We start from the raw sequence: 23783 nt of genomic DNA, 5'->3' as shown, positions 1-23783 counted from the left end.
TCAGTCGACCTCGTTGGCGTAACGCTGGGAGAAAGCGCGCTGGGCTGCCGCCATCTCGGCGTAGTCGATGGTCCCGGCACGGGCATAGTCGCTATCCGGCAGGAACTTCGCCTGGGCTTCCTTCGAGGCGGCACCCGGACGCACGGGGCGCAGGTAGGCATCGGCCCAGATCGACTGCCCCTTATCGGAGAGCACGTAGTCGAGCACCTTCTTGCCCGCTTCCGGGTTGGGATCGTTGGCTACCAGGCTCATCACGTAGGGCACGGTGATGGTGCCCTCCTGCGGGATCACGAATTGGACGTTGGCGTTGTCGTCGTAGCGCGCCCGATAGGCGTTGAAGTCATAGTCGAGCAGGATCGGAATCTCGCCGGAGAGCACGCGGGCGTAGGCGGTCTGCTTGGGTACGATGGGGTCGTTTTCCTGCAGCTTCTGAAACCACTCGATCGCCGGGGTGAAGTCCTTTAGCGAGCCACCCAACGCGCCGTTGACCGCGACCGCACCGACGTAGCCGACGAAAGCCGAAGACGGGTCGAGATAACCGATCAGGCCGCGATACTCCGGCTTGAGCAGGTCTTCCCAGGATTGCGGCACCGGCGTATCGCCCAGCGCATCGACATTGACCATGAAGCCCAGCGTACCGGAGTGAATCGCGAACCACTTGCCGTCCGGATCCTTGAGGCCGGCGGGAATTTCGTCCCAGTGGGCGGGTTTGTAGGCTTGCACCAGGTTCTGCTCGGCGGCCTGGATGCCGAAGGTGACGCCGTAATAGACGACATCGGCGACCGGGTTGCTCTTCTCGGCAGTGATCGAGGCCAGCGACTGACCGGAATTCTTGTTGTCCTGGGGCACGTGAATGCCGGTGTCCTGCTCGATGGCCTTCAACTGGGTGCCCCAGTCGGCCCACTCCGGCGGGCAGTTGTAGCAGATAGCGTTGTCGTCGGCCTGGGCCGCCAGCGGGCTCAGAGCGGCGCCGACGACTCCCAACGCCATGGCGGCGGCGCGTAGCGTGTGCTTCAACATGATGCAATCCTCAAGAGTGGCAATGCGATGGTTGAACGGCTTGGTGCGACAAACTGGCGACGGTATCGCCGCCAAACAGGCGATGGGGCAGGCGCAGAGAACGGCTGCCTTCGCCGCCGAGCGCGCTGAGTAGCTCCTGGCAGGCCTGGCTACCGATCTCGAAACTCGGCTGGTGGACGCTGGCCAGCGACGGCACCATCAAGGCGCCGAATGCCATGCCGTCGAAACCGCATACCGAAAGATCCCTGGGCACGCGTAAACTGAGTGAAGACAGTTCGGCGATCACGGCGGTGGCGAGCAGATCGTTAGAGCAGAACAGCGCGGTCGGCGGCTCCGGTGACGCCATCAGGCTCTTCAGACGACCTCGATCGGCAGCGGTATGCTGCGGCATCGAAACGTGGATCGGCGCTGGCAGGCCCAGAGTCGCGGCGCGATCCAGCACGCCATCGAGACGCTTCGACGCGCGATCGGAAGCGTCGAGCGGGCCGCTGATCATGGCGAGTTGGCGATGTCCGCATGCCACCAGATATTCGACCATGTCGCCGGCGGCGGCGTGGTTGTCGACGCTGACGAAAGGATGCGAATCGCTCTCGTTGTAGGCCAGCACGAAGGGCACGTCGCTGGCGGTCAGCTCGTCGAGGGTGGCGCTGGTACTCGGGTCGGAGACGGTCAGGATCAACCCGTCAACGCGGTGATCAAGCAGGCTGCGAGCAGCGGTTCGTTCGCGCTGACTGTCGTAGCCCGTCGTCGCCAGCATCACGCTGTAGCCGGCCTCCAGTGCACGCGCTTCGGCGCCCTCGAAACAGGCCGCGAAGACCGGGTTTGACATTGTCGGCAGCAACAGTCCCAAGGTCTTCGTGCTGCCCGAGCGCAGGCTGCTGCCGATCCGGTTGGGCCGGAAACCGAGACGCTTGGCGGTCGCCAGGATCCGCTTGCGAGTCGCGTCACTCAGCATTTCGGGTCGGTTGAACGCGCGTGACACCGTGGCCGGAGACACGCCGGTCTGTTCGGCAATCTGGACGAGCGATGGACGTGGCGTGAATGACATAACGGCAACGCAGCCTGCATGAATGAAAACGTTTGCAGTTTGAGTTCGGCGCGTGACACTGCGATGACGTCAACATGTCAGTTGAATGATGCGTATCCGTTGAAAGTTGCGAAGAAGGGAGGCGCCGGCGCCGCTGACGGGCATGGTGGGCTTCAGGACAACCGGCCAATGGACAGCCTTGATTAACCTGAAGGAGTCACCGGGGCGATGCTCAACTCGCCAATTCGAAGATCCAGACGTCAAAAAAAGCCCTCGTTGAGAGGGCTTTGTTATTGGAAACGTGGTTTGGAACCTCGCCTGTTGCTGCGGCTAGCTACTAGGCACGGATGTTCTATGAATTGATGTCCGGCTTCTCGGGGGTGAAGCTGGGTGGGTCGCTGGCCGGGAAGCTGTCTTCACTCATGTCGTCGACGCGATCCTGGATCTCCTGTTCGGAGGGGATTTTTGGAAAATCGTCGATCGGATCCGTCAATATCCAGTGGGTCTCCTGCCGCGTGATTCGGTTCGCCGGGATACGATAGGTCGTACCCACTTCCGTCTCCACGAGGACGTTTTGCGCGCCGTTTTCCTTGCTGACTCGGCCGATCCATCGCTGGTTGCCGTCAAGAACCGCGTTTTTATCGTTTTCCCATGTCTTCGACCTGTATCGGATCTGTTGATGAAGCGGGGGCCGCGTTTTGCACCATGCGGTCCCTGACGGGAGGCCCTCTACCAACCCGTCTTACGATAGCCCGTTCTCTCGATGGCGACCGTTAATGTGCTTTAACGTCGGAGGGCATCCCGATTCAGGAAGAGGATCGGGAAGCCCGCTCCGCTCTGCATGAGTTATCTCGAGACCGCCGGCGAGGCGGGGAGGCGATCCAGGATGGGAGTCACTCCGCCAGCTGGTAGATCCACACGCTGAATCCGCCCAGGGTATTGGGGCCGAAGGTGTGGGTCAGCGGTACATCGGTGGCGTCGCGGCCCTGGGCGATCAGCACGCGGCCGATGCAGGGCGCGTTGTTGCGCGGGTCGAAGGTCCACCAGCGTCCGCCGAGATAGACTTCCATCCAGGCGGCGAAGTCCATGTCGGCATAGGGCGGCGGGTTGCCGATATCGCTGACATAGCCGGTGCAGTAGCGGGCGGGGATGTTCATGCAGCGGCACAGCGTGACGGCCAGATGGGTGTAGTCGCGGCAGACGCCGACGCGTTCCCGGTAGGCTTCCGCGGCGGTGCGAGTGGGTCGCGAGTGCTCGTAGCCGAAAGTGATGTGGTCGTGGACGAAATCGCAGATCGCCTGAACGCGCTGCCACCCCGGCGGGGTGGACTGGAATCGTTGCCAGGCGATTTCGCTGAGCAGATCGGTTTCGCAATAACGGCTACCCAATAGATACAGCAGCACGTCCGACGGCAGTGTCTCCACCGGATGCTGCTGCGCCGTGACATCGACCGGATCATAGCCGCCGTCGTCGTGCAGCACGGTGTTGGTGCCCAGTGAGAAGGTGCCGGCGGGCGCCACCAACCGATTGCACCAGTTGCCGAAGCTATCGCGATAGCTCGATAGCGGAACGATGGGAGTGGTCGTCAGGTGATCGGGCTGCTCCAGGCTCGCGAATCGTGAGTGGTGCACGTTGAGCATCGCGATCATCGGCGTGGGCGCAGCGAACTGATAGATCATCTCGCAGCCTAGTTGAATTCTCACAGCGGTATCTCCTGGCGAACCTGTCGAGAGGAAAAGGGCGGCTGATGGCCAGCCCGAACTGATGGGGCGTGAGCGATAGGACGTAAGCGTTGAGATTTGAGCGGCAGGACAACCGCCATCACAAGACATGACGGTGCGTAGAAGCCGTCATGGCGTGTCTTCATTTCAGTATGGGCTGCCTTCGGCGATTAGGCGAATCGACGACCTGCACCGTCGTTGGTAGTGGTTGTGGCTGTGGCTGTGGTTGCCGTTGCGGTTGCCAGGACCGTGGCCCGGCGGGCGCGGCGACTAGAGCTGCAGGGCACGTAGTCGTTCACCGAGCCCCCCTGGGGCCCGGGCATCCTGACGGGTGCTGGTCAGGACCTTCAGGGTTTCGCGCCAGTCGATGGTGTAGCCGTGCTGCTGCAGGGCGGCAACCAGATGCACGTCCTCCTGGGTGGCGAGCGGGGCGAAACCGCCGACCGCCTGATAGGCGCCGGCAGCAACGCCGAGATTGGCGCCATGGATGTGCCGGCCATCGGGCAGGGCGCGTCGATAGGCGACGAAGCGGCGGCGCAGCTCCCGGGGTAGCTGGTCCCAACCCTCCAGCCGGATACCGCCGCAGACGGCATCGGCGCGACTGTCGAGCTGCTGGGCGAGCCAGTCGGGCTGAACGATGGTGTCGGCGTCGGTGAAGGCCAGCCAGCGCGCGCCGCGTTCGATCAGCCATTGCGCGCCGACATGGCGCGACATGCCGACGTTGGTGAAGTCGACGTCGAGCGTCGTCACGCCACGTTGGCGCGCGACGGCGTGGGATCCATCAGTGCACGCGTCCAGCACCACGACGATACGCACGCCTTCCTCGATGACTGCCGGATGCCCCGCCGCGGCCTGCAGCGACTCCAGACAGGCGTCGAGCAAGGCCTCCTCGTTGTGGGCCGGCACGACCACACCGATCATGGCGCGACCTCGGCAGACCACAGGTCCAGGCGGAAATCGCGCTCTGTCAGGGTACTGACACGGGGCATTTCGAGGATCTCATGCAGCCGTTCATGCACGACGTCGCCGCTCATCCGGCCATCGGCCAGTGGATGGCGCCAGTGGCACGCCACCAGCTCGCCAGACGGGTGCAGGGCGCGTTTGAGACCCTCGATCGTTGCCTGTAGTGCGGCGGGTTCCAGGTAATACCCCAGCTCGCTGAAGACGACAAGATCGAATGCCCCGGTGGGAAGCGCCTCGGTTGGCGTGTCCGACAGCTCGTGCTGCTCGACCTGTGCGTATCGCCAGGGTGCCAGTCGGCGGCGAGCATGAGCGACGGCGCTGGCGCTGATGTCCCAGCACAGCAGTCGATCGCAACGCGGCGCCAGGTCGGCGCTGAGTACGCCCACCGAGCAGCCGGGTTCGAACGCGTGGCGATAACGCGAGCGCGTTAGCATTGCCAGCGTCAGAGCCCGCTTGCGCTGTTCGTACCAGGAAGCGTCGTAGTGCCACGGATCGCTGGATTGGGCGTGCAGACGCTCGAAATGCGCGTGAAGTTCGAGCCTGGCATCGGCCTTGGCGGCATCTTGCGTGCCGGCTTCGGCAATGCCGGTCGAAAAGTCTTCATTCGTGCCAGGTTCGTTCATGCCAAGTTCGTTCATGTCACGGGCGCTCATACCAGCAGCACCTCGTGATCCTGCATCAGGCGAGCAAGCGCCTGGGCAGACAGAATCGGTGGCCGGCCGGTCGTGGGGTCGGGCTCGCACTGGCTGACGTGTTCGCGCATGGCGTGCTGCTTGCGCTCGATTTCGGTGGCCGTCGACGGCAATCGGTAAGCGCGATGCCACGGCACACGCGGGTCGTCCGGCGTTGCCCAGTGCCACATCCAGATCGGCATCTCGAGCAGGGTGCGTTGGCTCTCCTTCAGCAGCTTGGCGCAGACCTCGCCGACCGCTTCATGATCGGCATGGCCATCCCCGCGCCATGTCGTGACAATGACGTCGTCGTCGCGCAGCACCTTGTGCAGCCGGAAGGCGAGTTCCGCCGTTTCCGTGGCGACTTGCGTATCGGGCAGTCTCAGGCGAATCGTCTCGATGTCGTCGAGCCCCAGGCAGGCCAGTGCGCGTTGGCTCTCCTCGGGTCGCGTGGCGGCCAGCCGCTCGGGTGGCCAGCGTGTCGAGTCCGGGTGGCTGCCGGTGCCGTCGGTCACCGAAACCATCAGCAGTTCGCGACCCAGGGCATGACACTGCTGCAGCAGGGCGCCGCAACCGAGGATCTCATCGTCGGGGTGCGGTGCTACCACCACCACGCGTCGACCTTTGGCGATTCGCGCTTCCAGATCGAACGTGGGCAATGCCGCCAGCTCCGGCCAGTCAAGCCAGATCTCCAGCGGCGTGCCATCGCCTTCGATTCGCCGCTCTTTTCCGATCATGGCCACAGATTCCATTCCGAAATTTCCTCGTGATCCTGTCGGCGATAGTCCCCGATCGCCTGCAGGTCGCGCTCGGCGTGGCACTGGCGGACGAATACCGGCAGGTCGGCGATCAGCCGGGCAAATGCCGGATCGCGACAATAGGGGCCGGCACCGACGCCGCGGCCGACATGATGAATGACTTCCTCGACGACGGCGTCGACGGCGCAGCGTACGGACAACGCCAGATAGCGTGCATCGGCGTCGGGGTGCTCGTCGATCCAGCTGGCGGCCTCTCGCAGGCGCGCTTCACCATGGCGCAGCGCGAGTTCGACCGCGCCCAGATGCGCCAGGGCGTGCGGGTCGTCCCGCTTGGCGACGCTCGCCCGCAGTATCTCGCCCAATCTGGCGGCGGCGCCCCACCAGCAGGCGGCGATGCCGATGCCGCCCTGCCAGAAACCGGGACGTTGTAGATAGCCTCTGGCGGGACCGACGAGAACTGACTCGGCGCCGTCGAAATCCACGTCCACGCTCTGGGTGGCCGCCATACCCACGGCATGCCAGCCGGTCTGCGTGACCCGAACGCCGGGCGTTTGCATCTCGACGGCAGCGAGATAAGGAATTTGCTCATGCCAGGCGGTGACCAGTGCGTGAGAGACCGTCGCGGCGCCGGAGCACCACGCCTTGCGACCGTTCAGGCGTACGCGCTGGCGGTCCGGCAGCGGCCCGGTCGTCGCTTCATCAGCAATGATCTCGACGCGGGCAAACGGCGGTTCCGCGGCCCACACGGCCCATGTCGCCTCTGGCGGGAAGCGATCGGCGTCGCTCAGCTCGGCGATGATCGCCAGCGCGTCGGTGTGGCCTTCGAACAGTTTGATCAGCGCGAGATCGAGTCCGGCAATGTCTGCAAGCGTCGCCCAGCGGGTCAAGGTCTCGCCCTGGGCCGGCCGTGGCAGTCGATCGAGCTCCAGCGCGATCAACTGCTCGAGGCGCCGCGCGAGTGTCTGAGGCTCTTCCGCCGGCGTTGCCCACTCGGTGCGAAGCCGACGCAGCGCGCGCCGCCAATCGGGGTGGGGCATCGTACGCTCCTTCGTAAAACGTGGCGCCTGCCTTGGCGCATCACATGCTCATGCTCGACAAGATACTGTTTAAGCAAGGGCGGGGGATTCGATCCAGGTTAAGGAGGAATCGATATAAATCGCTGGGCGGCCCAGATAGCGATGTTCGGCCGCGACCGGCTGGTGCTTTCGCTTGCAGCGATGAACATCAGATACTCAGATAGTCTCCCGGCAGCCGCTGTGCAAGAAAATCCATCAGCAGCCGAGCGCGGCGGGAGAGCGCGGTCTGACGATAATAGACGACGTTGATGCGCTGGGTCTGGAACTGCGTCTGCTCGGGTAGTATGTCGATCAGCGTGCCGAGCTGGCGGGGGCGAAGGGTCATGTAGTCGGCGAGACAGGCGATGCCCTCGCCGGCCGTCACCAGCTCCAGCAGGGTTGGACCGCTGGAAGCGGATAGCGAAGGTTTCACGTGAAACGGCTGGCCCTGGGCGTCGAGCAGCGGCCAGTCATTGAGGTGATCCAACTGGCTGAAACCGAGCAGGCTGTGGTCGGCGAGATCCTCGACGCGGCGAGGCACGCCATGGCGCTCGAGATAGCCAGGGCTGGCGAGAAGCCGCAGCGGGCTGTGGCCGAGCGGACGGGCGTGCAGCGAAGAGTCGTTCAGCTCGCCGATGCGTATGGCGAGGTCGACGCGCTGCTCGAGCAGATCGATGAAGCGGTCATGGGTGTCGAGTTCCAGCGTGATGCCGGGATAGCGGGCCCGAAACTCGCCGATGATCGGCACGATCACGAACTGCATGAAACTTGGCGCAGCGTTGACGCGCAGCCGCCCCTGGGGCTGGTCATGGTGGCCGACGATTGCCTCCTCCGCGATTTCCACGGCAGCCAGTATGCGTCGACAATGGGCGAGGAACGTCTCGCCCTCGTCGGTCAGCTCCAGCCGTCGCGTCGTCCGTCGCAGCAGTGTCGTCGCCAGTTTCTGCTCCAGCCGGTTGAGAGCCCGGCTGACGCCGGAGACGGTCATTTCCAGCCGCTCGGCGGCGGCCGTGATCGAGCCGCTGTCGACTACGGCGATGAACGCCTGCTGCTCTTCCAGGGTGCTTTTCATGGCGCGGCGATCGCCTTCCGGGATGTTTGTTGATTTTAAATCAAAAGTGACTTGTCGCCAGCCGGGTTTTTCTTTCTTGGGTATGGGGCACAATCAATCATCGATTAGTGGCGGCACACGGCCACTTCATCATTGTCCATCGAGAGGCGACTTCATGAAGATACTTTTGATCAACGGCGGCAAGCCCTTCGCCCATTCCGGCGGTGAACTCAACAATACGTTCCACGAAGTTGCCGTGGAGGAGCTGCGTGAACTGGGTCATCAGGTTCACGAAACGATCATCGAGCAGGGCTACGACGTCGACGCCGAAGTGCAGAACTACCTATGGGCCGACACCATCGTCTATCAGATGCCCGGCTGGTGGATGGGCACGCCGTGGAGCGTTAAGCGCTACATCGACGAGGTGTTCACCGCCGGTCATGGATCGCTCTACGCCAACGATGGGCGCTCGCGTCAGGATCCGAGCAAACAGTACGGCAGCGGCGGGTTGCTGCAGGGTCGACGCTACATGCTCTCGCTAACCTGGAACGCCCCGCGGGAAGCGTTCGACGAGCCGGGAAACTTCTTCGAAGGCCGCGGCGTCGACAGCGTCTACTTCGCGTTCCACAAATCGCAGACTTTCGTCGGACTGGAAGGGTTGCCCACTTTCATTGCCAACGATGTCATGAAGATGCCGGATGTCGAACGCCACACGGCGGAGTATCGCGAGCATCTGGAGCGGGTTTTCGGCACGGCAGGAGCACCAGCTGCCGAGGCACGAGGTTCGGTATCTGTCTGAGAATTTCGTTCCTTGAAAAACTTGCGCGTGACACGAAGACAGCGCTGGCTGCCTTTGATCCGTTTAGAGTCTCGGGTCGGGCTCGAAGGGCAGCGCCTCGGCCGTCGCGACGACCTGCTCGAACAACGGATGTTCAGGATTGAGCATGTAGTTTAGCTCTCGTGGTACCACGATGCTGGGCAGTGCCAGCGCGAGGCTTTGACCGGAGGTCAGCCAGCCGTCGCCCAGCTCGGCGGTCTCCGCTGGTGCCGGTGCTTCCCTCCAGTTTTCCGGTAAATCATCTACCCCGACGCGCAGAATACTGTCGGCTGGCAGCGTCAGGCGCAGCAGCGTATAGGCATTGAGCAGTCGGTAGTTTTCCAGATGTACCATAATTTCCAGCAATGCCAGTGACTCGGAACCCGCAACGTACACACAGGCTCTGCCGGGACTGTTCCAGCGTCCTCCGAAGAGTCGTGCGCCTTCGCCATCGAATGCACTGTCCTGATACTTCCGTTTGACCAACCGATAGGCAGTGATCTCGTTCACGCAGAGACCCCGTGCTCCAGTCGGCCGATCAGGTTCAGTACCGTTTGGTATTCGGCCGATGTCGCGCTCATCTCGACGGGTCTGCGCCCGCCCAGCCCGATATTGGGATCGAGCAGCCAGGCGCGTGCCCCATCGGCATCGCCTTCAAACAGATCCAATGTCGCCTTGAAGAGCTCGGCAAAGCGATACAGCCGGTCGCTTTCCGCCATCTTGAACCGCCCCGATTTGGCGCGGCGGTTCAGCGTGGCAGAAGGAATCGCGACGTAGCCAGCCAAAGCTTTTTGCTCGATGCCCGACATCTGAGCCAATCTGGGGTAGACCCGGTACTCCAAGCCTTCATGGAGCACCTCATGCAGGCGGCGCCCGCGAGCGGGCAGGCCGATCTGCTGCCAAAAACCGGCGGCTGGTGCTTTTGGTGGCTGGTATTGCGTGAAGTGGCTGTCCATGGCGGAATTCTCATTTGGTAATTTTTGGATATATCAAATGATATACTCGGCGCGATCGCAACCGTCAAGTGACGCTCATGGCCTGAAAGGGGATCTATCGAATTGGCATTGCCTTGAGCCCTCTTGTTTCCGATATACTCATCCGCATTTTTCCCGATCGTGCGGTCGGGCCTGACGCCAACGGAAGCAGTCATCAATATGGCAAAAGCACAAGCGAAGAAAGGCACTGCCAAAGGCTTCGAAGAATCTTTGTGGGACAGCGCCAGCAAGCTGTGCGGCAGCGTGGAATCGACCAAAGATGTTAAGAGAACTTAAAACGGCACTGGCGACACTACTGGTTGAACAGCCATGAACCCTGCCGGTTCACGATTCTCAGGACAATTGTTAAATAAACTGCCATCGAAAATCAGAACATCAAAAGCATATCTCCGAAATTTTTAAATTTTTCTGAGACCAAGAGAATTTCGCAATGAATGCCGTAGAGATAGAAGAAGCTGTCTCCCAGCTTTCGACCGAGCCTTTCGACCCCGAGCAGTTCCCCTTCGTCTTCCTTGCCGCCTTCGGCAACAAGGAAGCGACGATCAAGCGTCTGCGCGCTGGCAATACCAACAAGTCGGATGTGGGAGGCGTTCTTCAACGCAACAATATCCATATCGCCATCGCCGAGCCCGGTAGGACAGCCGAAAAGCTGGCTGAGTTGAAAGCCAGCCTGATGACTGAGCGACAGAAGGCGAAGTTCATTCTCGTCACCGATGGAGAACAGATCGAGGCCGAGGAGATCGGCTCTGGAGAGGCGCTTGCCTGTCGCTACGAGGAATTGGGCAATAACTTCAGTTTTTTCCTCTCGCTTGCCGGTATCTCTACTGTTCGAGAGATCAAGAATAATCCCATCGACATCAAGGCGACTTCACGTCTTAATCGCCTGTATGTTCAGTTACTCAAGGATAATGCTGACTGGAGCACGGCCGAGAAACGCGGAGATCTCAATCGTTTCATGGCTCGGCTGATATTCTGCTTTTTTGCTGAGGACACCGGAATCTTCAACGGCACCGGCCTTTTCACATCGACAATTCAGAAAATGAGCGTGGCCGACGGCTCCAACACCAAAGACGTCATCCTTGAACTTTTCCGTACCATGAATCTCGATCCGCGAGAGGGTGAGCGCAGAAATGTACGTTCATGGGCGGATAATTTCCCGTACGTGAATGGCGGGCTCTTCGCCAGCGATATCGGTTGTCCCCGCTTTACCCGCACCACTCGGGCCTATCTGATTCGAGCAGGCGAGCTGGACTGGAAATCCATCAACCCCGATATTTTTGGCTCCATGATCCAGGCCGTTGCCGATGATGATGAGCGCGGCGAGCTGGGCATGCACTATACTTCGGTGCCGAATATCGAGAAGGTACTGAATCCGTTGTTTCTTGATGATCTTCGAGAGCAGCTGGAGGCAGCAGGCACCAATAAGCGCAAGCTCTTCAACCTGCGTCAACGGCTGTCACGCATTCGCGTGTTCGATCCAGCCTGTGGATCCGGAAATTTCCTTGTGATCGCCTACATCCGCATGCGCGAGATCGAAGACGAGATCTTGCGGCGCCGGGGCGAGCCCCTGACCCGATCGGCAATTACTCTCACTCAGTTCTTCGGGATCGAAATCAAGAATTTCGCTGCCGAGATTGCGCGGCTGTCACTGCTGATTGCAGAGTTCCAGTGTGACGTGCGTTTCATTGGCCAGGCTGAAGCACGAACGCTGGTTCTGCCGCTTCATGCGACGGGAAATATAACGAAGGGCAATGCGTTGCAGATTGACTGGACAGAAGTCTGTCCAGCGGTGACGGTCTCGGTTAGGAAATATGACCAAGGGACGTCGGCTAGGAGGTCGAACCTCGAGACAAATAATGAAGAATGGGAAACATACATCTGCGGAAACCCACCTTATCTTGGGAGCCAAGACCAAAGCAAGAAACAAAAGCAAGATTTAGCCTTGGCCTTTAGTGGGGCTATAAAATCTACTAAGTCTGCTGATTATGTCTCGGGTTGGTTTATTAAAGCTAGCCAGTACTCCAAAAGAGGTGGTGGTAGATTCGCCTTTGTAACTACAAACAGTATCTGCCAAGGGAGGCAGGTTGCTCTCTTTTGGCCTGCTTTTCTCGGTGATAATCTTGAGATTCAGTTTGCTGTTCCTTCTTTCTTGTGGAGGAACCTTGCTTCACATAAAGCAGCGGTTACAGTTTCAATTGTAGGAATTGGAGTGAAGTCTAATCGACCAAAATTCGTATATGAAAAAAACCAAATTCAAGAAGCCAAATTTATCGGGCCCTATCTGATCCCAGATCATCAAACCATTGTGTCTCCCTCTCGGAAAGTTCTCAGCGGGCTTACACCAATGTCTAACGGGTCTATGCCAAATGACGGCGGGGGACTACTAATGAGTCTTGAAGTATATTCTGATCTTGTATCCAAGTTCCCTGGGGCAGCAAGGTTTTGTCGTCAGTTCTTGGGTTCGCATGACAGTATCAATGGTGATATGCGTTACTGCTTGTGGATAGAAGATGAAGAATTTGAACAAGCTCTGAGTATCTCTGCTATTCATGACCGTATTGAATGTGTGCGTAAACATCGGTTATCAAGTGATCGAAAGGAAACTAATGAGCTTGCGGATATTCCATATGCTTTTGGTGAAAGAAGACATGGGGAAGGTCGTGCGCTATTAGTCCCGCGTCATAGTTCAGAAAGCCGCCCATATCTTCCGTCACTTTTTGTTGGGGAAGATACAGTTATAGGTGATAGCGCTATCTCAATGCGTGGGTTTAAGATGTGGGAGTTGGCTTTGTATTCGTCCAAGCTGCACTTGGCTTGGGCAGCAACAGTGTGCGGAAAAATAAAAACAGATTATCGTTATTCAAACTCTCTTGGCTGGAACACTTTTCCCGTCCCAAAGCTCACCGAGCAGAACAAGGCCGACCTCACTCACTGTGCCGAGAATATTCTGTTGGCTCGAGAGAAGCATTTTCCCGCTACCATCGCGGATCTCTACGATCCCGAGCAGATGCCCGATGGCTTGCGTGCCGCGCATGACCAAAACGATGAAACACTTGAGCGCATCTACATCGGCCGCCGCTTCCGCAATGATACCGAGCGGCTGGAAAAGCTGTTCGATATGTATACAAAAATAATGACTGCCCAGGAGAAGGCATCGTGACAGATTCAGCCAAGAGTGCATCTTCCGTTGCCGTGCAGTATGCAGCAACGGGCGCGTCGAAGCAGTCGAATGAACTGGGCATGCGTGCCATGCAGGAGCGTGCTTTTAATAAGCGCGGTGAGAAGTATCTGTTGATCAAGTCACCGCCGGCCTCGGGCAAGTCGCGAGCGCTGATGTTCATTGCGCTCGACAAGATCGAAAACCAGGGGCTGAAGCAGGCGATCATCGTGGTACCGGAGCGCTCTATCGGAGCATCCTTCAAGAATACGCCACTCTCGGCCAACGGGTTCTGGGCCGACTGGACTGTGGCGCCTCAATGGAACCTCTGCAATGCGCCGGGCGCCGATGATCCGAAGGTGGCCAAGGGCAAGGTCGATGCGGTACGCACCTTTCTTGCGTCATCCGACAAGGCGCTGGTATGCACTCATGCCACGTTCCGCTTTGCGGTGGAAGAACTGGGCGTGGAAGCGTTTGACGACCGGCTAGTGGCAGTTGATGAATTCCACCATGTCAGTGCCAACCCCGATAATAGATTGGGTGCGCATCTTCGCGCCTTCATGGCGCGCGACCGAGCCCATATTGTTGCGATGACCGGCTCCTACTTCCGGGGCGATGCCGAAGCTGTACTGATGCCGGAAGACGAAGCCCGGTTCGAGAAGGTGACTTACACCTATTACGAGCAGCTCAACGGCTACGACTATCTGAAGTCGCTTTATATCGGTTACTACTTCTATACCGGACCTTACGTCGACGCGATCGCTCAGGTGCTCGATCTGGATAAGAAAACGATTGTGCACATTCCCAACGTCAACGCGCGTGAGAGCCTGGGTGACAAGATTCGCGAAGCGGAAGATATCATGCAGGCACTCGGTAACTGGAAGGGCAGCGACCCAGAAACCGGCTTTCAATTGATCGAACAGGCCGATGGACGTGTGCTTCGCGTGGCTGATCTGGTTGATGATGACGGTGCCCGGCGGGATCGGGTCATTGCATCATTGAAGGATCCAACACAATCCGATAACCGGGATCATGTAGATATCATCATTGCGCTGGGCATGGCGAAAGAAGGTTTTGACTGGATCTGGTGTGAGCATGCGCTGACGATCGGCTATCGCAGCTCGCTGACCGAGATTGTTCAGATTATTGGCCGCGCCACGCGCGATGCACCCGGTAAGACCAGCACACGCTTTACTAATCTCATTGCCGAGCCGGACGCCTCGGAAGAAACGGTCAACGAGGCGGTCAACGATACCCTCAAGGCAATCGCGGCAAGTCTACTAATGGAGCAGGTGCTGGCACCGAAGTTCACCTTCACGCCCAAGGACGCCGGGCGCAAGGAGGGATTCGACTATGGGGAAGCGGGTTATCAGGAAGGCCAGACCAATTTCGGCGTCAACGAGGCGACCGGCCAGTATCATCTTGAAATTGGCGGCCTTGTCGAGCCTAAAAGCACCGAAGCCAAGCGCATCTGTGAAGAAGACATTAATGAGGTGATTACTGCTTTCGTGCAGGACCGACCGAGCGTCGAACGTGGTGTTTTCGATGAAGAGACCCCGGCCGAGGAGCTGACGCAGCTACGCATGGGGCGGATCGTGGCCGAGCGTTACCCGGAACTGACCGAAGAGGATCAGGAGGCCATTCGCCAGCATGCCATTGCGGCAGTTGCCGTTACTCAGGAAGCGAAGAAGCAAACGTCTGATCAGGAACCGGGCGATAAGCCTGCGGTTAACACAGCCTTCGTCAATGGCGTGCGCCGTTACGTTACTCACGTCAAGGATCTGGAGATCGATCTCATTGATCGAATCAACCCGTTTCAGGCATCACGGGCCATCCTTGCCAAGGCCATGGATGAAGCGACACTTGGTCAGGTGGCGGATGTTATCGCCAGCAAGCGTCTGAATCTGACCTACGAGGAAGCACGAATGCTGGCCGAGCGAGCAGTACGCTTCAAACGTGAAACAGGACGGCTACCCTCCAGAAGCGCAGCTGACCCGTGGGAGCTTCAGATGGCTGAAGGAATTGCTTATCTTCAGCGGAGGGCCGCGGCCAATGGCTGATAAAAGCGATCTCGATATCCTGAATGAGCTGGGCGTGGAGCCGGAGCACAAGAAGCAAGCGTCTACCACGCCACGAGAGGCGCGTATCATTGCCGGTTTCGAGGACATTCAGAAATTCGTTGAAACTCACGGCCACGCGCCCCGTCACGGTGAAGGCTTGGATATCTTTGAAAGACTTTATGCCGTTCGGCTGGCCCGTTTACGTACTCAGGATGAGTGCCGCTCGTTGCTTGTCGACCTTGACCATCAGGGGCTGCTGAGTGATGAGACAACGGAGGTTCAGCCTGACGCGCTGGATGATACAGCCTTGCTTTCTGAGCTGGGAGTTATGGCGGACCCTGAAAATGATGTCACCAGACTCACCCATGTACGTTCACGAGCCGAGATCAAGGCTGCCGAGGAAATTGCGGAACGCACGCGGTGTGAGGACTTCGAGCAGTTCATACCGATATTCGAAGCACTCAAGGCTGACCTTGCTAGTGGAGCGCGTACGACACGGAGATTTGGCGGCAGATCTGAAATCGAGCAGGGCCGTTTTTTCATTGTGGAAGGCATGACGGCCTATATCGCGCATGCCGAGGCGGAATTTGTTAACAATGCGGGCAATCGGGATCGGAGACTTCGCGTTATTTTCGATAACGGCACCGAAAGCAACTTGCTGGCTCGGTCGCTCCAACGAGCACTGACTCAGAGTTCCACTGGGCGACGAGTAACCGAGCCCGATGCCGGGCCGCTCTTTACGCAGGAAAACGAGGCCGAGGGCGACAGTACCGGCACAATCTATGTGCTGCGTAGTCTTTCCAGCGATCCCGAAATTGCCAGCAAACGTGACATCGTTCACAAGATCGGAGTGACCGGCGGAGAAGTCGAGCGGCGGTTTACTGATGCGGAAAATGATCCAACGTTTCTCATGGCGTCAGTGGAGATTGCGGCAACCTTTCGACTCGTTGATGTGAATCGTCACGGGCTTGAAAACCTGCTGCACCGCTTTTTTGCACCAGCACGTCTCGATGTGACGATTCATGACCGATTCGGTAAGCCGATACGCCCCCGAGAATGGTTCATGGTGCCGCTAGCAGCGATTCGAGAAGCGGTAGATAAGATTCAGGATGGCAGCCTGCACCGCTACGAATATCGGCCCGAGCAGGCCGCTATTGTTGAAAGTTCCTGATCAACTTACCTCGGCCTAATCGTTCGGGTTCTTGCTGGTAGCTACGATCCATTTTGGGTGGTTAGCAAAACAGGTGTTAGGCATGTCAAAGCCATAGTACGCGCGTTGAGGCAATGCGCGTGTTACCTCCATCGCCAACTATGTGATGAAGATGCCGTATGTCGAACGCCACACGGCGGAGTATCGTGAGCATCTGCGCGAAGTGCTCGGCAAGGCGAGTGCGCCAGCTACCGAAGCCATCAGGGATACCATCACCAATTGACATCGGCAGGCGCGGGCGTCACGCAGCGCGAATAAAATCCGGTATGCTGGGAAGGTCGATAGCTTGCTCACTGTCGGTCATTCCCGGTCTACTGAGGTGTTCTTCATGTCTTTTCCCGGCGCGAATCCTGCCGAACTGCCTTCACGCCCCGATGCCAAAACGCTTCAGGCGTTAATCGCCGAGCTGGAGCCGGTCCTGGGCAATCGCATTACCACGGCGGCGGGGATTCGCGATCAGCACGGGCATGACGAGTCCTGGCATCATCCGGCCGCGCCGGATGCGGTCTGCTTTCCGCACTCCACCGAGGAAGTTTCCGCCGTGGTGCGAGCTTGCGCGGCGCATCGGGTGCCGGTGATTCCCTACGGCGTTGGCACCTCGATCGAGGGCCAGGTAATCGCCGATCATGGCGGGCTATGCGTCGATCTTTCGCAGATGGATACCGTGATCGAGGTTCGCCCTGAAGATATGGACGCCACCGTCCAGCCGGGTGTGACGCGCACCCAGTTGAATACTCACCTACGCGCGACGGGGCTGTTCTTCTCCGTCGACCCGGGGGCGGATGCCAGCATGGGCGGCATGGCCTCGACCCGCGCCAGCGGCACCAATACCGTGCGCTACGGCACCATTCGCGAGAACGTGTTGTCGATGACCGTGGTGATGCCGGACGGGCGCATCGTCGAGACCGGCACGCGGGCGCGCAAGTCCGCGGCCGGCTACGATCTCACCCATTTGATGATCGGCGCCGAAGGGACGCTCGGCATCATTACCGAGTTGAACGTGAAGCTGCACGGGTTGCCGGAAGCGATTTCGTCGGCGACGGTGGCGTTCGACGACGTCGCCGGCGCCATCGATGCGGTGATCGCCTCGATCCAGTACGGCATCCCCATGGCGCGGATCGAGCTGATGGATGCGCTGGCGATGCGCGCGGTGAATGCATTCTCCCGGCTCGACTATGCCGAGAAGCCGACGCTGTTCCTGGAGTTCCACGGCACTCACGCCGGGGTTAAGGAGCAGGCCGAGGCGATGGCCGAACTGTGCCAGGAGTTTGGCGGCAGCGACTTCGCCTGGGCGACCCAGGAAGAGGATCGCCAGGCACTCTGGCAGGCGCGCCACGATGCCGCCTACGCGGCCAAGGCGCTGCGCCCGGGGATGGAGTTCCTGGCCACCGATATCTGCGTGCCGATCTCCAAGCTGGCCGACTGCATCGAAGCAACCCAGGCGGATGTCGCCGAAAGTGGCCTGATCGCGCCGCTGCTGGGCCATGTCGGTGACGGCAATTTTCATCTGGTCGTCGCGGTGAATCGCCACAGCGAAGAAGAGCTCGAGACGCTGGCGGCATTCAACCAGCGCCTGATCGAACGGGCGCTAGCCGCTGGCGGCACCTGCACCGGCGAGCACGGCATCGGCACCGGTAAGCGCGCCTACATGGAAGTCGAACACGGCGAAGGCTGGGCCGTGATGCGAGCGATCAAGACCGCGCTCGATCCGCTTGGCATCATGAATCCGGGCAAGCTGGTGTGACCTCGGTGCCGACCACCAGCTGTCCTCAGGCGTTGGCGGAACGGGTCTCGGGCTCCAGCACTTGCGTATGCAGCGTCTTGCCGTCGCTGTCCTTGAGCGTGACCGTCAACGTCTCGCTCTCGGCGTCCAGATCGGCCTGGCCGAAGAACTGATAGCCCGCCGAGGGCGGCAGGTTCGACTGACCTTCCGGCGGCGCCTTGAAGAACGTCACCTGTGGGCCGAAGGTCGCGTCCATCTCGCTGGGGCCGAAGGTGCCGGCGTGGAGCGGGCCGCTGACGAATTCCCAGAACGGCTTGAATGCCTTGAAACTGGCGCGCTCCGGGGCGTAGTGGTGCGCGGCGGTGTAGTGAACGTCGGCGGTGAACCAGACGACGTTGGCGATATCGTCGTCACGAATGGCCTGCAACAGCCGGGCAAGCTCCATTTCGCGCCCGAGCGGCTGGCCGGGGTCATTGTTGGCGATCGCTTCGAACAACTCGCCATCCGGCACGACCATGCCGATGGGCATGTCGGCGGCGATGATCTTCCAGGTCGCGGTGGAGTCGTTTAGCGCCTGCCGCAGCCAGCGGAACTGGTTTTCGCCCAGGAACGCGGTGGCTGAGGATTCCTCTCCTTGCAGGTTGGCGCTATTGGGGCCGCGATAGCTGCGCATGTCGAGCATGAAGACTTCCATCCCCGGCCCATAGGAGAAACGGCGATAGATCCGCTGCGGGGCGGAAGTGGACATCCGGATCGGCATGTATTCGAGAAACGCCTGACGGCCGCGGGCGGCGAGCAGCGCGACGTTCTTTTCCGTATAGAGATCGTTGTTGAGGATCTCCTGTGGATACCAGTTGTTGGTCGTCTCGTGATCGTCCCACTGGGCCAGCATCGGCACTTCGGCTGCAAAGCGGCGGAAGTTGGCGTCGAGGTGGTTGTAGGCGTGCTGGCCGCGATATTCGTCCAGCGTTTCGGCGACCTTCTGCTTGGCCGGCGTGACGATGTTGCGCCACACGCCGCCATCTGGGAGCTTGGTCTGCGCTTCCAGCGGCCCGTCGGCGTAGACCGTATCACCGGAGTGGATGAAGAAATCCGGCCGAACCTGGCGCATCGTCTCCCAGGTGCGCATGCCGCCTCTGGACTCATCGATGCCCCAGCCCTGGCCGACCACGTCACCGGACCAGACGAAGCGAATGTCTCTGGGTTGGGAGGGCGGCAGTTGCAGCCGTCCAACCACCGGCTCGCTCGCCGCGCGTGAATCGCCCTGCGCGGCGAATTGCACCCGGTAGTAAACGGTACTCATGCCCTGCAGGCCGGTCGCGTCGATCTTGCCGATCAGGTCGGTGCTGGGCAGCACATCGATCCAGGGCAGCTGACGCGCGCCGCGGAACTCGGGATTGTCGGCGACCTCCATCAGCATCCGCGATGGCATGCTGGCACGCCCCCACAGCATCGCGCGATCGGGCAGCACGTCGCCACTCATCACGCCACCTTCGAGGGTTGGGCGGCGTCCCTCTGCCAGAATGATTGCCGGCGCGCCCAGCAGTCCGGTGCCGGCCAATCCAAGACCGATACCGAGACGGCCGCTGGTCGTCAGAAAGTCACGCCTGGAAAAATGCTTTCGATCCGTCGTCATGGTCGGTCCCCGTTCGGTCGCTGTCGATAGTGCCAGTGACGATAGATTAGGGGGCGCTAATGACGAAGATGTGAAGAGATGTCAGGAATGTCGTACCGGTGGAAGGTCGCACGCTGGCAGTGATCGACCAGGGTCCTCCGGGGGCGATCTCAAGCCATTCGTCGTTTGAGCATGTCGATCAGTTTTTCCACCAGGGGCAAGCGCTCGCTCTGTTTGCGGTAGAGCAGCCAGGTCTTGTTGGTGAGCTGTTGCCCATCTGCCTGAACGATGGGGTAGCGGAAAAGGCGGTCAGTTTCCTGCAAGGCAATGCTCGATACGATGGTGTAGCCGAGGCCGTGTCTCACCATGGCCATGCACGCCTCGATCTTGTCCACGCTCATGGCGACACGTGGCGGCTCCGAGAAGCGTGCGTTCCACCAGTCGGCCACCAGTCGGTTCTGAAACGTGCTCGTATCCAGTGCTATCTGAGGCAAGCGCGGCAGGTCGTCGAAGTTGATCGCCTCGCGACTGAAGACGTAGAACGGGTCTTCATCGACGACGAACTTGCGTTCCTTCCAGTTGAACGAATCGCGCACCAGCGCGAGGTGAATCTCCTCATGCTGCAATTGCACGAACAGCTCGTGACTGAGACCGCTTGTCAGCGAAAAGCTGGCGCCGCCATGGCGTGCCTGAAATGCCGCGAGCAGCGGGGGGAGTCGGTAGGCGGCATAATTGCTCGACACGCCCAACCGTATCTCACCGTGCGGATGCTGCTGCATGCGGGTCAGCTCTTCTCGCATGCGCAGATCTTCTCGCAGCATACGCCGCGCATGGTCGACGAGATGCTCACCCTCCTGGGTGAAATTCAATTTGCGGCCGTCACGCTCGAAGAGACGCACATCGAAACGTTCTTCGAGTCGCTTGAGCCGATAGCTCAGCGCCGGTTGGGAAGTGAATAGTTTCTCGGCGGCCCCGGTTACGCTGCGCGTCTCAAAGACAGTCAACAGGATGTGCCAGTCGCGTTCGTTCATGTCAGGGTGCCCAGATGGTGTCATAAATAAATTTTATGGCAATGGAGGTCGGTGGCCAAGAAATCCGTCTTTGTATGTCATTGCTCTCCAGTCGTATAAACAATGGAACGCTGTTTACCGGCTAAACAGCGTCACATATGACATGAGAGGGACATTCTGTTGCCACAGGTTCAGCACAGCGATAAACGAATTTTGGCGGATGTCGTCGACAGCCTCGACGAGCAACTGCGGCGGTTGGCGTTGAGGCTTCACGCCAACCCCGAACTCAGTTTCCAGGAGCATCAGGCCATGGCGTGGTTGACGGCGCCGCTGCAAGAAGCCGGATTTGAGGTCGAAATGGGCATTGCCGGCCTGGAGACAGCGTTCCGTGCGCGCTGGCAGGGGGCCGAAGGTGGGCCCACGATCGCATTGCTGGCGGAGTACGATGCCCTGCCGGAACTGGGTCACGCTTGTGGCCACAATCTTATCGGCACGGCTTCCGTCGGCGCGGCGCTGGCACTCAAACAAGCGTTCCCCGATCTGCCGGGCACGATTCTGGTCATCGGCACCCCGGCCGAAGAAGAGGGCGGCGGCAAGATCATTCAGTGTCAGCATGGCATTTTCGATGAAGTCGACGCGGCCATGCTCTGCCATCCGCGCAGCAAGAACATGGTGCTGCGAGGAGGACTGGCCTGCGTCGACGCCGTTTTCCGCTTTCGCGGCCGCGCTGCCCACGCGGCTTCGGCGCCGCAGGATGGCATCAGTGCTCTCGACGCGGTGATTCAGACCTTCAATGGGGTCAACGCCCTGCGCCAGCTGTTTACTGACGATGTGCGGGTTCACGGCATAATCACCCACGGTGGCGAGGCGACCAACATCGTGCCGGCGTACGCCGAGGCGAAATTCCTGATGCGCGCCGCCAACGTCAAGGGGCTGGGCGTGGTTCGCGACAAGGTATTCGCAGCTGCCCGCGGTGCCGCCGAGGCAAGCGGCGCGAGACTCGAGATCGAGGAAGGTCTCACCTACGCCGAACGCAATAACAACCACGCGCTCGCGGGTATCTTTCGACGTCATCTCGAAGACCAGGGGCTGGAAGTGGAAGAGCCCGCCGCGAAAGGAGGAATCGGCTCATCCGACATCGGCAACGTCGGACAGATCACGGCGACGATTCATCCCTACATCCGCATTGGCGATTGCGTGCCGCATACGCCGGAATTCGCCGAGGCGGCCGGTTCTGAGGCGGGCATGCAGGCGCTCAGCCAGGCGACTCGCGCTTTGGCGATGACCGCTTTTGAGCTCTGCGTCTCTCCAGAGGCCATGGCCGCCGTCCGGGGCGAATTCGAGAGCTGGCGCGCCAATCGCTAGATAGATCGCGGATCGCGACAAGACGCCGTCCAATAATAACGGCATTGGTCAGGAATCGATCCGGTGACAACGAGCAGCAACACGACTCTTTATAACAACAGCAATTCGGAGACATCGACATGGCCTACCAGAATGACGCTCGAGCGTCTGCCCAAGCTTCCGTGACCTCAGGCTTTTTCCGACAACTTTTCCGCATGCCCCATACCTATGTGATCCTGATCATCATGGTGCTGGTGGCGGCGGCAATGACCTGGCTGATACCCGCCGGTGCTTTCGACCGCGTCGCTGACGAGGCCTCGGGCAAACAGCTGATCGTGCCGGGCTCGTTCCATGCCATCGCCTCGACCCCGGTCGGCATCACTCAGATTCCCATGGCCGTGGTCGAGGGGCTGATCGACGCGGCCGACGTCATCTTCTTCATTCTCATCATCGGCGGTGCCTTCCAGGTGATCCAGTCCACCGGGACGGTCGATGCGCTGACCGGGCGCATCGCCAAGGCGCTGGGCAATCGTGGCCTGCTGGTGGTGCCGGCGTTTCTCGGCTTCTTCTCGATCGGTGGGTTCACCATGGGTATGTCGAGCGAGGTCATGGTGTTCGTGCCAATCGGGATTGCCGTGGCGCGTTCGCTGGGTTTCGATGCCATCACCGGCACCGCGATCATCTCGCTAGGCGCGGCGTGCGGTTTCACTGCCGGACTGCTCAATCCGTTCAATGTCGGGGTTGCCCAGGCCATCGCGCACGTGCCGCTGTTTTCGGGCATGTGGATGCGAGCACTCCTGTTGATTGCCATGCTGCTCGTTTCCAGCCTGTACATCATGCGCTACAGCGCCCGTGTACGTCGTGATCCCGCGCGCAGTGTCGTCGCCGATCTGGAGCGCGAGCAGCATAAGAATCGGCTCGTGTTGCTCGATTCGCTCCCCCGGCTCGAGAGGCGACATTACTCGACTCTGCTGGTCATGGCAGTCGGTTTCAGCGGTCTGATCTGGGGCGTGATGACACAGGGCTGGTATATCAAGGAGCTGGCAGCGCTGTTTCTGACCATGGGCGTTGCCGTCGGTGGCTTTGCTGCTTACCGGGCGAGCCGCATCGCCGAGGAGTTCGTGGCGGGTGCCAAGACCGTCATGTTCGGTGCGCTGATCATCGGTATCGCGCATGCCGTACTGGTGGTGTTCCAGGAAGGCAACATCATCGATTCGGTGGTCTATCATCTCGCCAATATCGTGGGAGAACTGCCGCGGACACTGCAGATCGTGGGCATGTTCTTCTTTCAAGTCATCATGAACGTGTTCGTGACCTCCGGCACCGGCCAGGCGGCGGTGACCATGCCGATCATGACGCCGCTGGCGGATCTGCTAGATATCAGTCGTCAGTCGGCGGTTCTCGTCTTTCAGATGGGGGATGGCTTCACCAACATGATCTTGCCTACGTCTTCGGCGCTCATGGGCTGTCTGGCGGTATCGGGCATCCCTTATCAGAAGTGGTTGCGATTCGCCGCTCCGCTGATCGGCCTGTGGATTCTGCTGGGGGTCGGGTTCGCATTGTTCGCCACCGCCGTGAGTTATTGA

At 59.9% G+C, this 23783-nt stretch carries 20 protein-coding genes; 7 read left to right on the top strand and 13 right to left on the bottom strand.

The annotated features are described in order from the left end of the window. The 9 genes from BTW08_RS07550 to BTW08_RS07510 form a co-directional block, all read right to left on the bottom strand. The gene (locus BTW08_RS07550; RefSeq protein WP_083627748.1) at positions 1-1020 is read right to left on the bottom strand and encodes an ABC transporter substrate-binding protein; all 1020 of its coding nucleotides are present in this window, start codon (positions 1018-1020) and stop codon (positions 1-3) included. A 10-nt stretch (positions 1021-1030) separates the two neighbouring features. Next, positions 1031-2068: a LacI family DNA-binding transcriptional regulator gene (locus BTW08_RS07545; RefSeq protein ID WP_075561908.1), complete on the bottom strand. Its 1038-nt coding sequence runs from the start codon at positions 2066-2068 to the stop codon at positions 1031-1033. 331 nt (positions 2069-2399) lie between these two features. Further along, on the bottom strand, positions 2400-2600 hold the full coding sequence (locus BTW08_RS07540; protein ID WP_139313596.1) for a hypothetical protein: 201 nt from the start codon (positions 2598-2600) through the stop codon (positions 2400-2402). A 340-nt stretch (positions 2601-2940) separates the two neighbouring features. Beyond that, the gene (locus tag BTW08_RS07535; RefSeq protein WP_075561906.1) at positions 2941-3750 is read right to left on the bottom strand and encodes a transglutaminase family protein; all 810 of its coding nucleotides are present in this window, start codon (positions 3748-3750) and stop codon (positions 2941-2943) included. Between the two features lie 288 nt (positions 3751-4038). After that, on the bottom strand, positions 4039-4689 hold the full coding sequence (locus tag BTW08_RS07530; protein WP_075561905.1) for a glycosyltransferase family A protein: 651 nt from the start codon (positions 4687-4689) through the stop codon (positions 4039-4041). Beyond that, the gene (locus tag BTW08_RS07525; protein ID WP_083627753.1) at positions 4686-5354 is read right to left on the bottom strand and encodes an SAM-dependent methyltransferase; all 669 of its coding nucleotides are present in this window, start codon (positions 5352-5354) and stop codon (positions 4686-4688) included. The genes BTW08_RS07530 and BTW08_RS07525 overlap by 4 nt, the downstream gene beginning before the upstream one ends. A 26-nt stretch (positions 5355-5380) precedes the next feature. Next, positions 5381-6154, bottom strand: a complete 774-nt coding sequence (locus BTW08_RS07520) for a PIG-L family deacetylase (RefSeq protein ID WP_083627747.1) — start codon at positions 6152-6154, stop codon at positions 5381-5383. After that, complete coding sequence (locus tag BTW08_RS07515; protein ID WP_075561904.1) at positions 6136-7197, bottom strand: hypothetical protein; 1062 nt, start codon at positions 7195-7197, stop codon at positions 6136-6138. Before BTW08_RS07515 ends, BTW08_RS07520 begins: the two co-directional genes overlap by 19 nt. Positions 7198-7384: 187 nt before the next feature. Beyond that, positions 7385-8287, bottom strand: a complete 903-nt coding sequence (locus BTW08_RS07510; protein ID WP_075561903.1) for a LysR substrate-binding domain-containing protein — start codon at positions 8285-8287, stop codon at positions 7385-7387. A gap of 154 nt (positions 8288-8441) precedes the next feature. Between BTW08_RS07510 and BTW08_RS07505 the strand changes: the two genes are divergently transcribed. Beyond that, on the top strand, positions 8442-9065 hold the full coding sequence (locus tag BTW08_RS07505; protein WP_075561902.1) for an NAD(P)H-dependent oxidoreductase: 624 nt from the start codon (positions 8442-8444) through the stop codon (positions 9063-9065). A gap of 63 nt (positions 9066-9128) precedes the next feature. Here the strand turns inward: BTW08_RS07505 and BTW08_RS07500 are convergent, their stop codons facing one another. Together BTW08_RS07500 and BTW08_RS07495 are read right to left on the bottom strand one after the other, a co-directional pair. Next, entirely contained in the window at positions 9129-9593 is a 465-nt protein-coding gene (locus BTW08_RS07500; RefSeq protein ID WP_075561901.1) for an RES family NAD+ phosphorylase, read from the bottom strand. Then, a complete protein-coding gene (locus tag BTW08_RS07495; RefSeq protein WP_075561900.1) occupies positions 9590-10039 on the bottom strand; it encodes an antitoxin Xre/MbcA/ParS toxin-binding domain-containing protein in 450 nt (149 codons plus the stop codon). The genes BTW08_RS07500 and BTW08_RS07495 overlap by 4 nt, the downstream gene beginning before the upstream one ends. Before the next feature lie 469 nt (positions 10040-10508). On the opposite strand from BTW08_RS07495, the gene BTW08_RS07490 reads away from it, so the two are divergent. From BTW08_RS07490 to BTW08_RS07475, 4 genes are all read left to right on the top strand, one after another. Further along, on the top strand, positions 10509-13238 hold the full coding sequence (locus tag BTW08_RS07490; RefSeq protein ID WP_075561899.1) for a DNA methyltransferase: 2730 nt from the start codon (positions 10509-10511) through the stop codon (positions 13236-13238). Then, positions 13235-15295 carry a DEAD/DEAH box helicase gene (locus BTW08_RS07485; protein WP_075561898.1) on the top strand — a complete coding sequence of 687 codons (2061 nt, stop codon included), beginning with the start codon at positions 13235-13237 and terminating at the stop codon, positions 15293-15295. The genes BTW08_RS07490 and BTW08_RS07485 overlap by 4 nt, the downstream gene beginning before the upstream one ends. Further along, a complete protein-coding gene (locus tag BTW08_RS07480; protein ID WP_075561897.1) occupies positions 15288-16466 on the top strand; it encodes a GIY-YIG nuclease family protein in 1179 nt (392 codons plus the stop codon). Before BTW08_RS07485 ends, BTW08_RS07480 begins: the two co-directional genes overlap by 8 nt. 367 nt (positions 16467-16833) lie before the next feature. Then, positions 16834-18249, top strand: a complete 1416-nt coding sequence (locus BTW08_RS07475; protein WP_075561896.1) for an FAD-linked oxidase C-terminal domain-containing protein — start codon at positions 16834-16836, stop codon at positions 18247-18249. A gap of 25 nt (positions 18250-18274) precedes the next feature. On the opposite strand, the gene BTW08_RS07470 is transcribed toward BTW08_RS07475, so the two are convergent. Continuing rightward, positions 18275-19864, bottom strand: a complete 1590-nt coding sequence (locus BTW08_RS07470; RefSeq protein ID WP_075561895.1) for an alkaline phosphatase D family protein — start codon at positions 19862-19864, stop codon at positions 18275-18277. Positions 19865-20013: 149 nt separating this feature from the next. Continuing rightward, positions 20014-20874, bottom strand: a complete 861-nt coding sequence (locus tag BTW08_RS07465; protein ID WP_075561894.1) for a LysR family transcriptional regulator — start codon at positions 20872-20874, stop codon at positions 20014-20016. Between the two features lie 159 nt (positions 20875-21033). Between BTW08_RS07465 and BTW08_RS07460 the strand changes: the two genes are divergently transcribed. Together BTW08_RS07460 and BTW08_RS07455 are read left to right on the top strand one after the other, a co-directional pair. Then, on the top strand, positions 21034-22218 hold the full coding sequence (locus BTW08_RS07460; protein ID WP_210403215.1) for a M20 family metallopeptidase: 1185 nt from the start codon (positions 21034-21036) through the stop codon (positions 22216-22218). 194 nt (positions 22219-22412) lie between these two features. After that, a complete protein-coding gene (locus BTW08_RS07455) occupies positions 22413-23783 on the top strand; it encodes an AbgT family transporter (RefSeq protein ID WP_210403214.1) in 1371 nt (456 codons plus the stop codon).

Source organism: Salinicola sp. MH3R3-1 (assembly GCF_001937155.1).
GTDB classification, from domain to species: domain Bacteria; phylum Pseudomonadota; class Gammaproteobacteria; order Pseudomonadales; family Halomonadaceae; genus Salinicola; species Salinicola halophyticus.
This window is presented reverse-complemented; position numbering and strand designations above follow the sequence as displayed.

Bases quoted from the DNA above. Each gene is read 5' to 3' on its own strand.
- BTW08_RS07550 (WP_083627748.1), bottom strand. From the start codon at position 1,020: ATGTTGAAGCACACGCTACGCGCCGCCGCCATGGCGTTGGGAGTCGTC.
- BTW08_RS07545 (WP_075561908.1), bottom strand. From the start codon at position 2,068: ATGTCATTCACGCCACGTCCATCGCTCGTCCAGATTGCCGAACAGACC.
- BTW08_RS07530 (WP_075561905.1), bottom strand. From the start codon at position 4,689: ATGATCGGTGTGGTCGTGCCGGCCCACAACGAGGAGGCCTTGCTCGAC.
- BTW08_RS07525 (WP_083627753.1), bottom strand. From the start codon at position 5,354: ATGAACGAACCTGGCACGAATGAAGACTTTTCGACCGGCATTGCCGAA.
- BTW08_RS07520 (WP_083627747.1), bottom strand. From the start codon at position 6,154: ATGGAATCTGTGGCCATGATCGGAAAAGAGCGGCGAATCGAAGGCGAT.
- BTW08_RS07515 (WP_075561904.1), bottom strand. From the start codon at position 7,197: ATGCCCCACCCCGATTGGCGGCGCGCGCTGCGTCGGCTTCGCACCGAG.
- BTW08_RS07510 (WP_075561903.1), bottom strand. From the start codon at position 8,287: ATGAAAAGCACCCTGGAAGAGCAGCAGGCGTTCATCGCCGTAGTCGAC.
- BTW08_RS07505 (WP_075561902.1), top strand. From the start codon at position 8,442: ATGAAGATACTTTTGATCAACGGCGGCAAGCCCTTCGCCCATTCCGGC.
- BTW08_RS07495 (WP_075561900.1), bottom strand. From the start codon at position 10,039: ATGGACAGCCACTTCACGCAATACCAGCCACCAAAAGCACCAGCCGCC.
- BTW08_RS07490 (WP_075561899.1), top strand. From the start codon at position 10,509: ATGAATGCCGTAGAGATAGAAGAAGCTGTCTCCCAGCTTTCGACCGAG.
- BTW08_RS07480 (WP_075561897.1), top strand. From the start codon at position 15,288: ATGGCTGATAAAAGCGATCTCGATATCCTGAATGAGCTGGGCGTGGAG.
- BTW08_RS07475 (WP_075561896.1), top strand. From the start codon at position 16,834: ATGTCTTTTCCCGGCGCGAATCCTGCCGAACTGCCTTCACGCCCCGAT.
- BTW08_RS07470 (WP_075561895.1), bottom strand. From the start codon at position 19,864: ATGACGACGGATCGAAAGCATTTTTCCAGGCGTGACTTTCTGACGACC.
- BTW08_RS07465 (WP_075561894.1), bottom strand. From the start codon at position 20,874: ATGAACGAACGCGACTGGCACATCCTGTTGACTGTCTTTGAGACGCGC.
- BTW08_RS07455 (WP_210403214.1), top strand. From the start codon at position 22,413: ATGCCCCATACCTATGTGATCCTGATCATCATGGTGCTGGTGGCGGCG.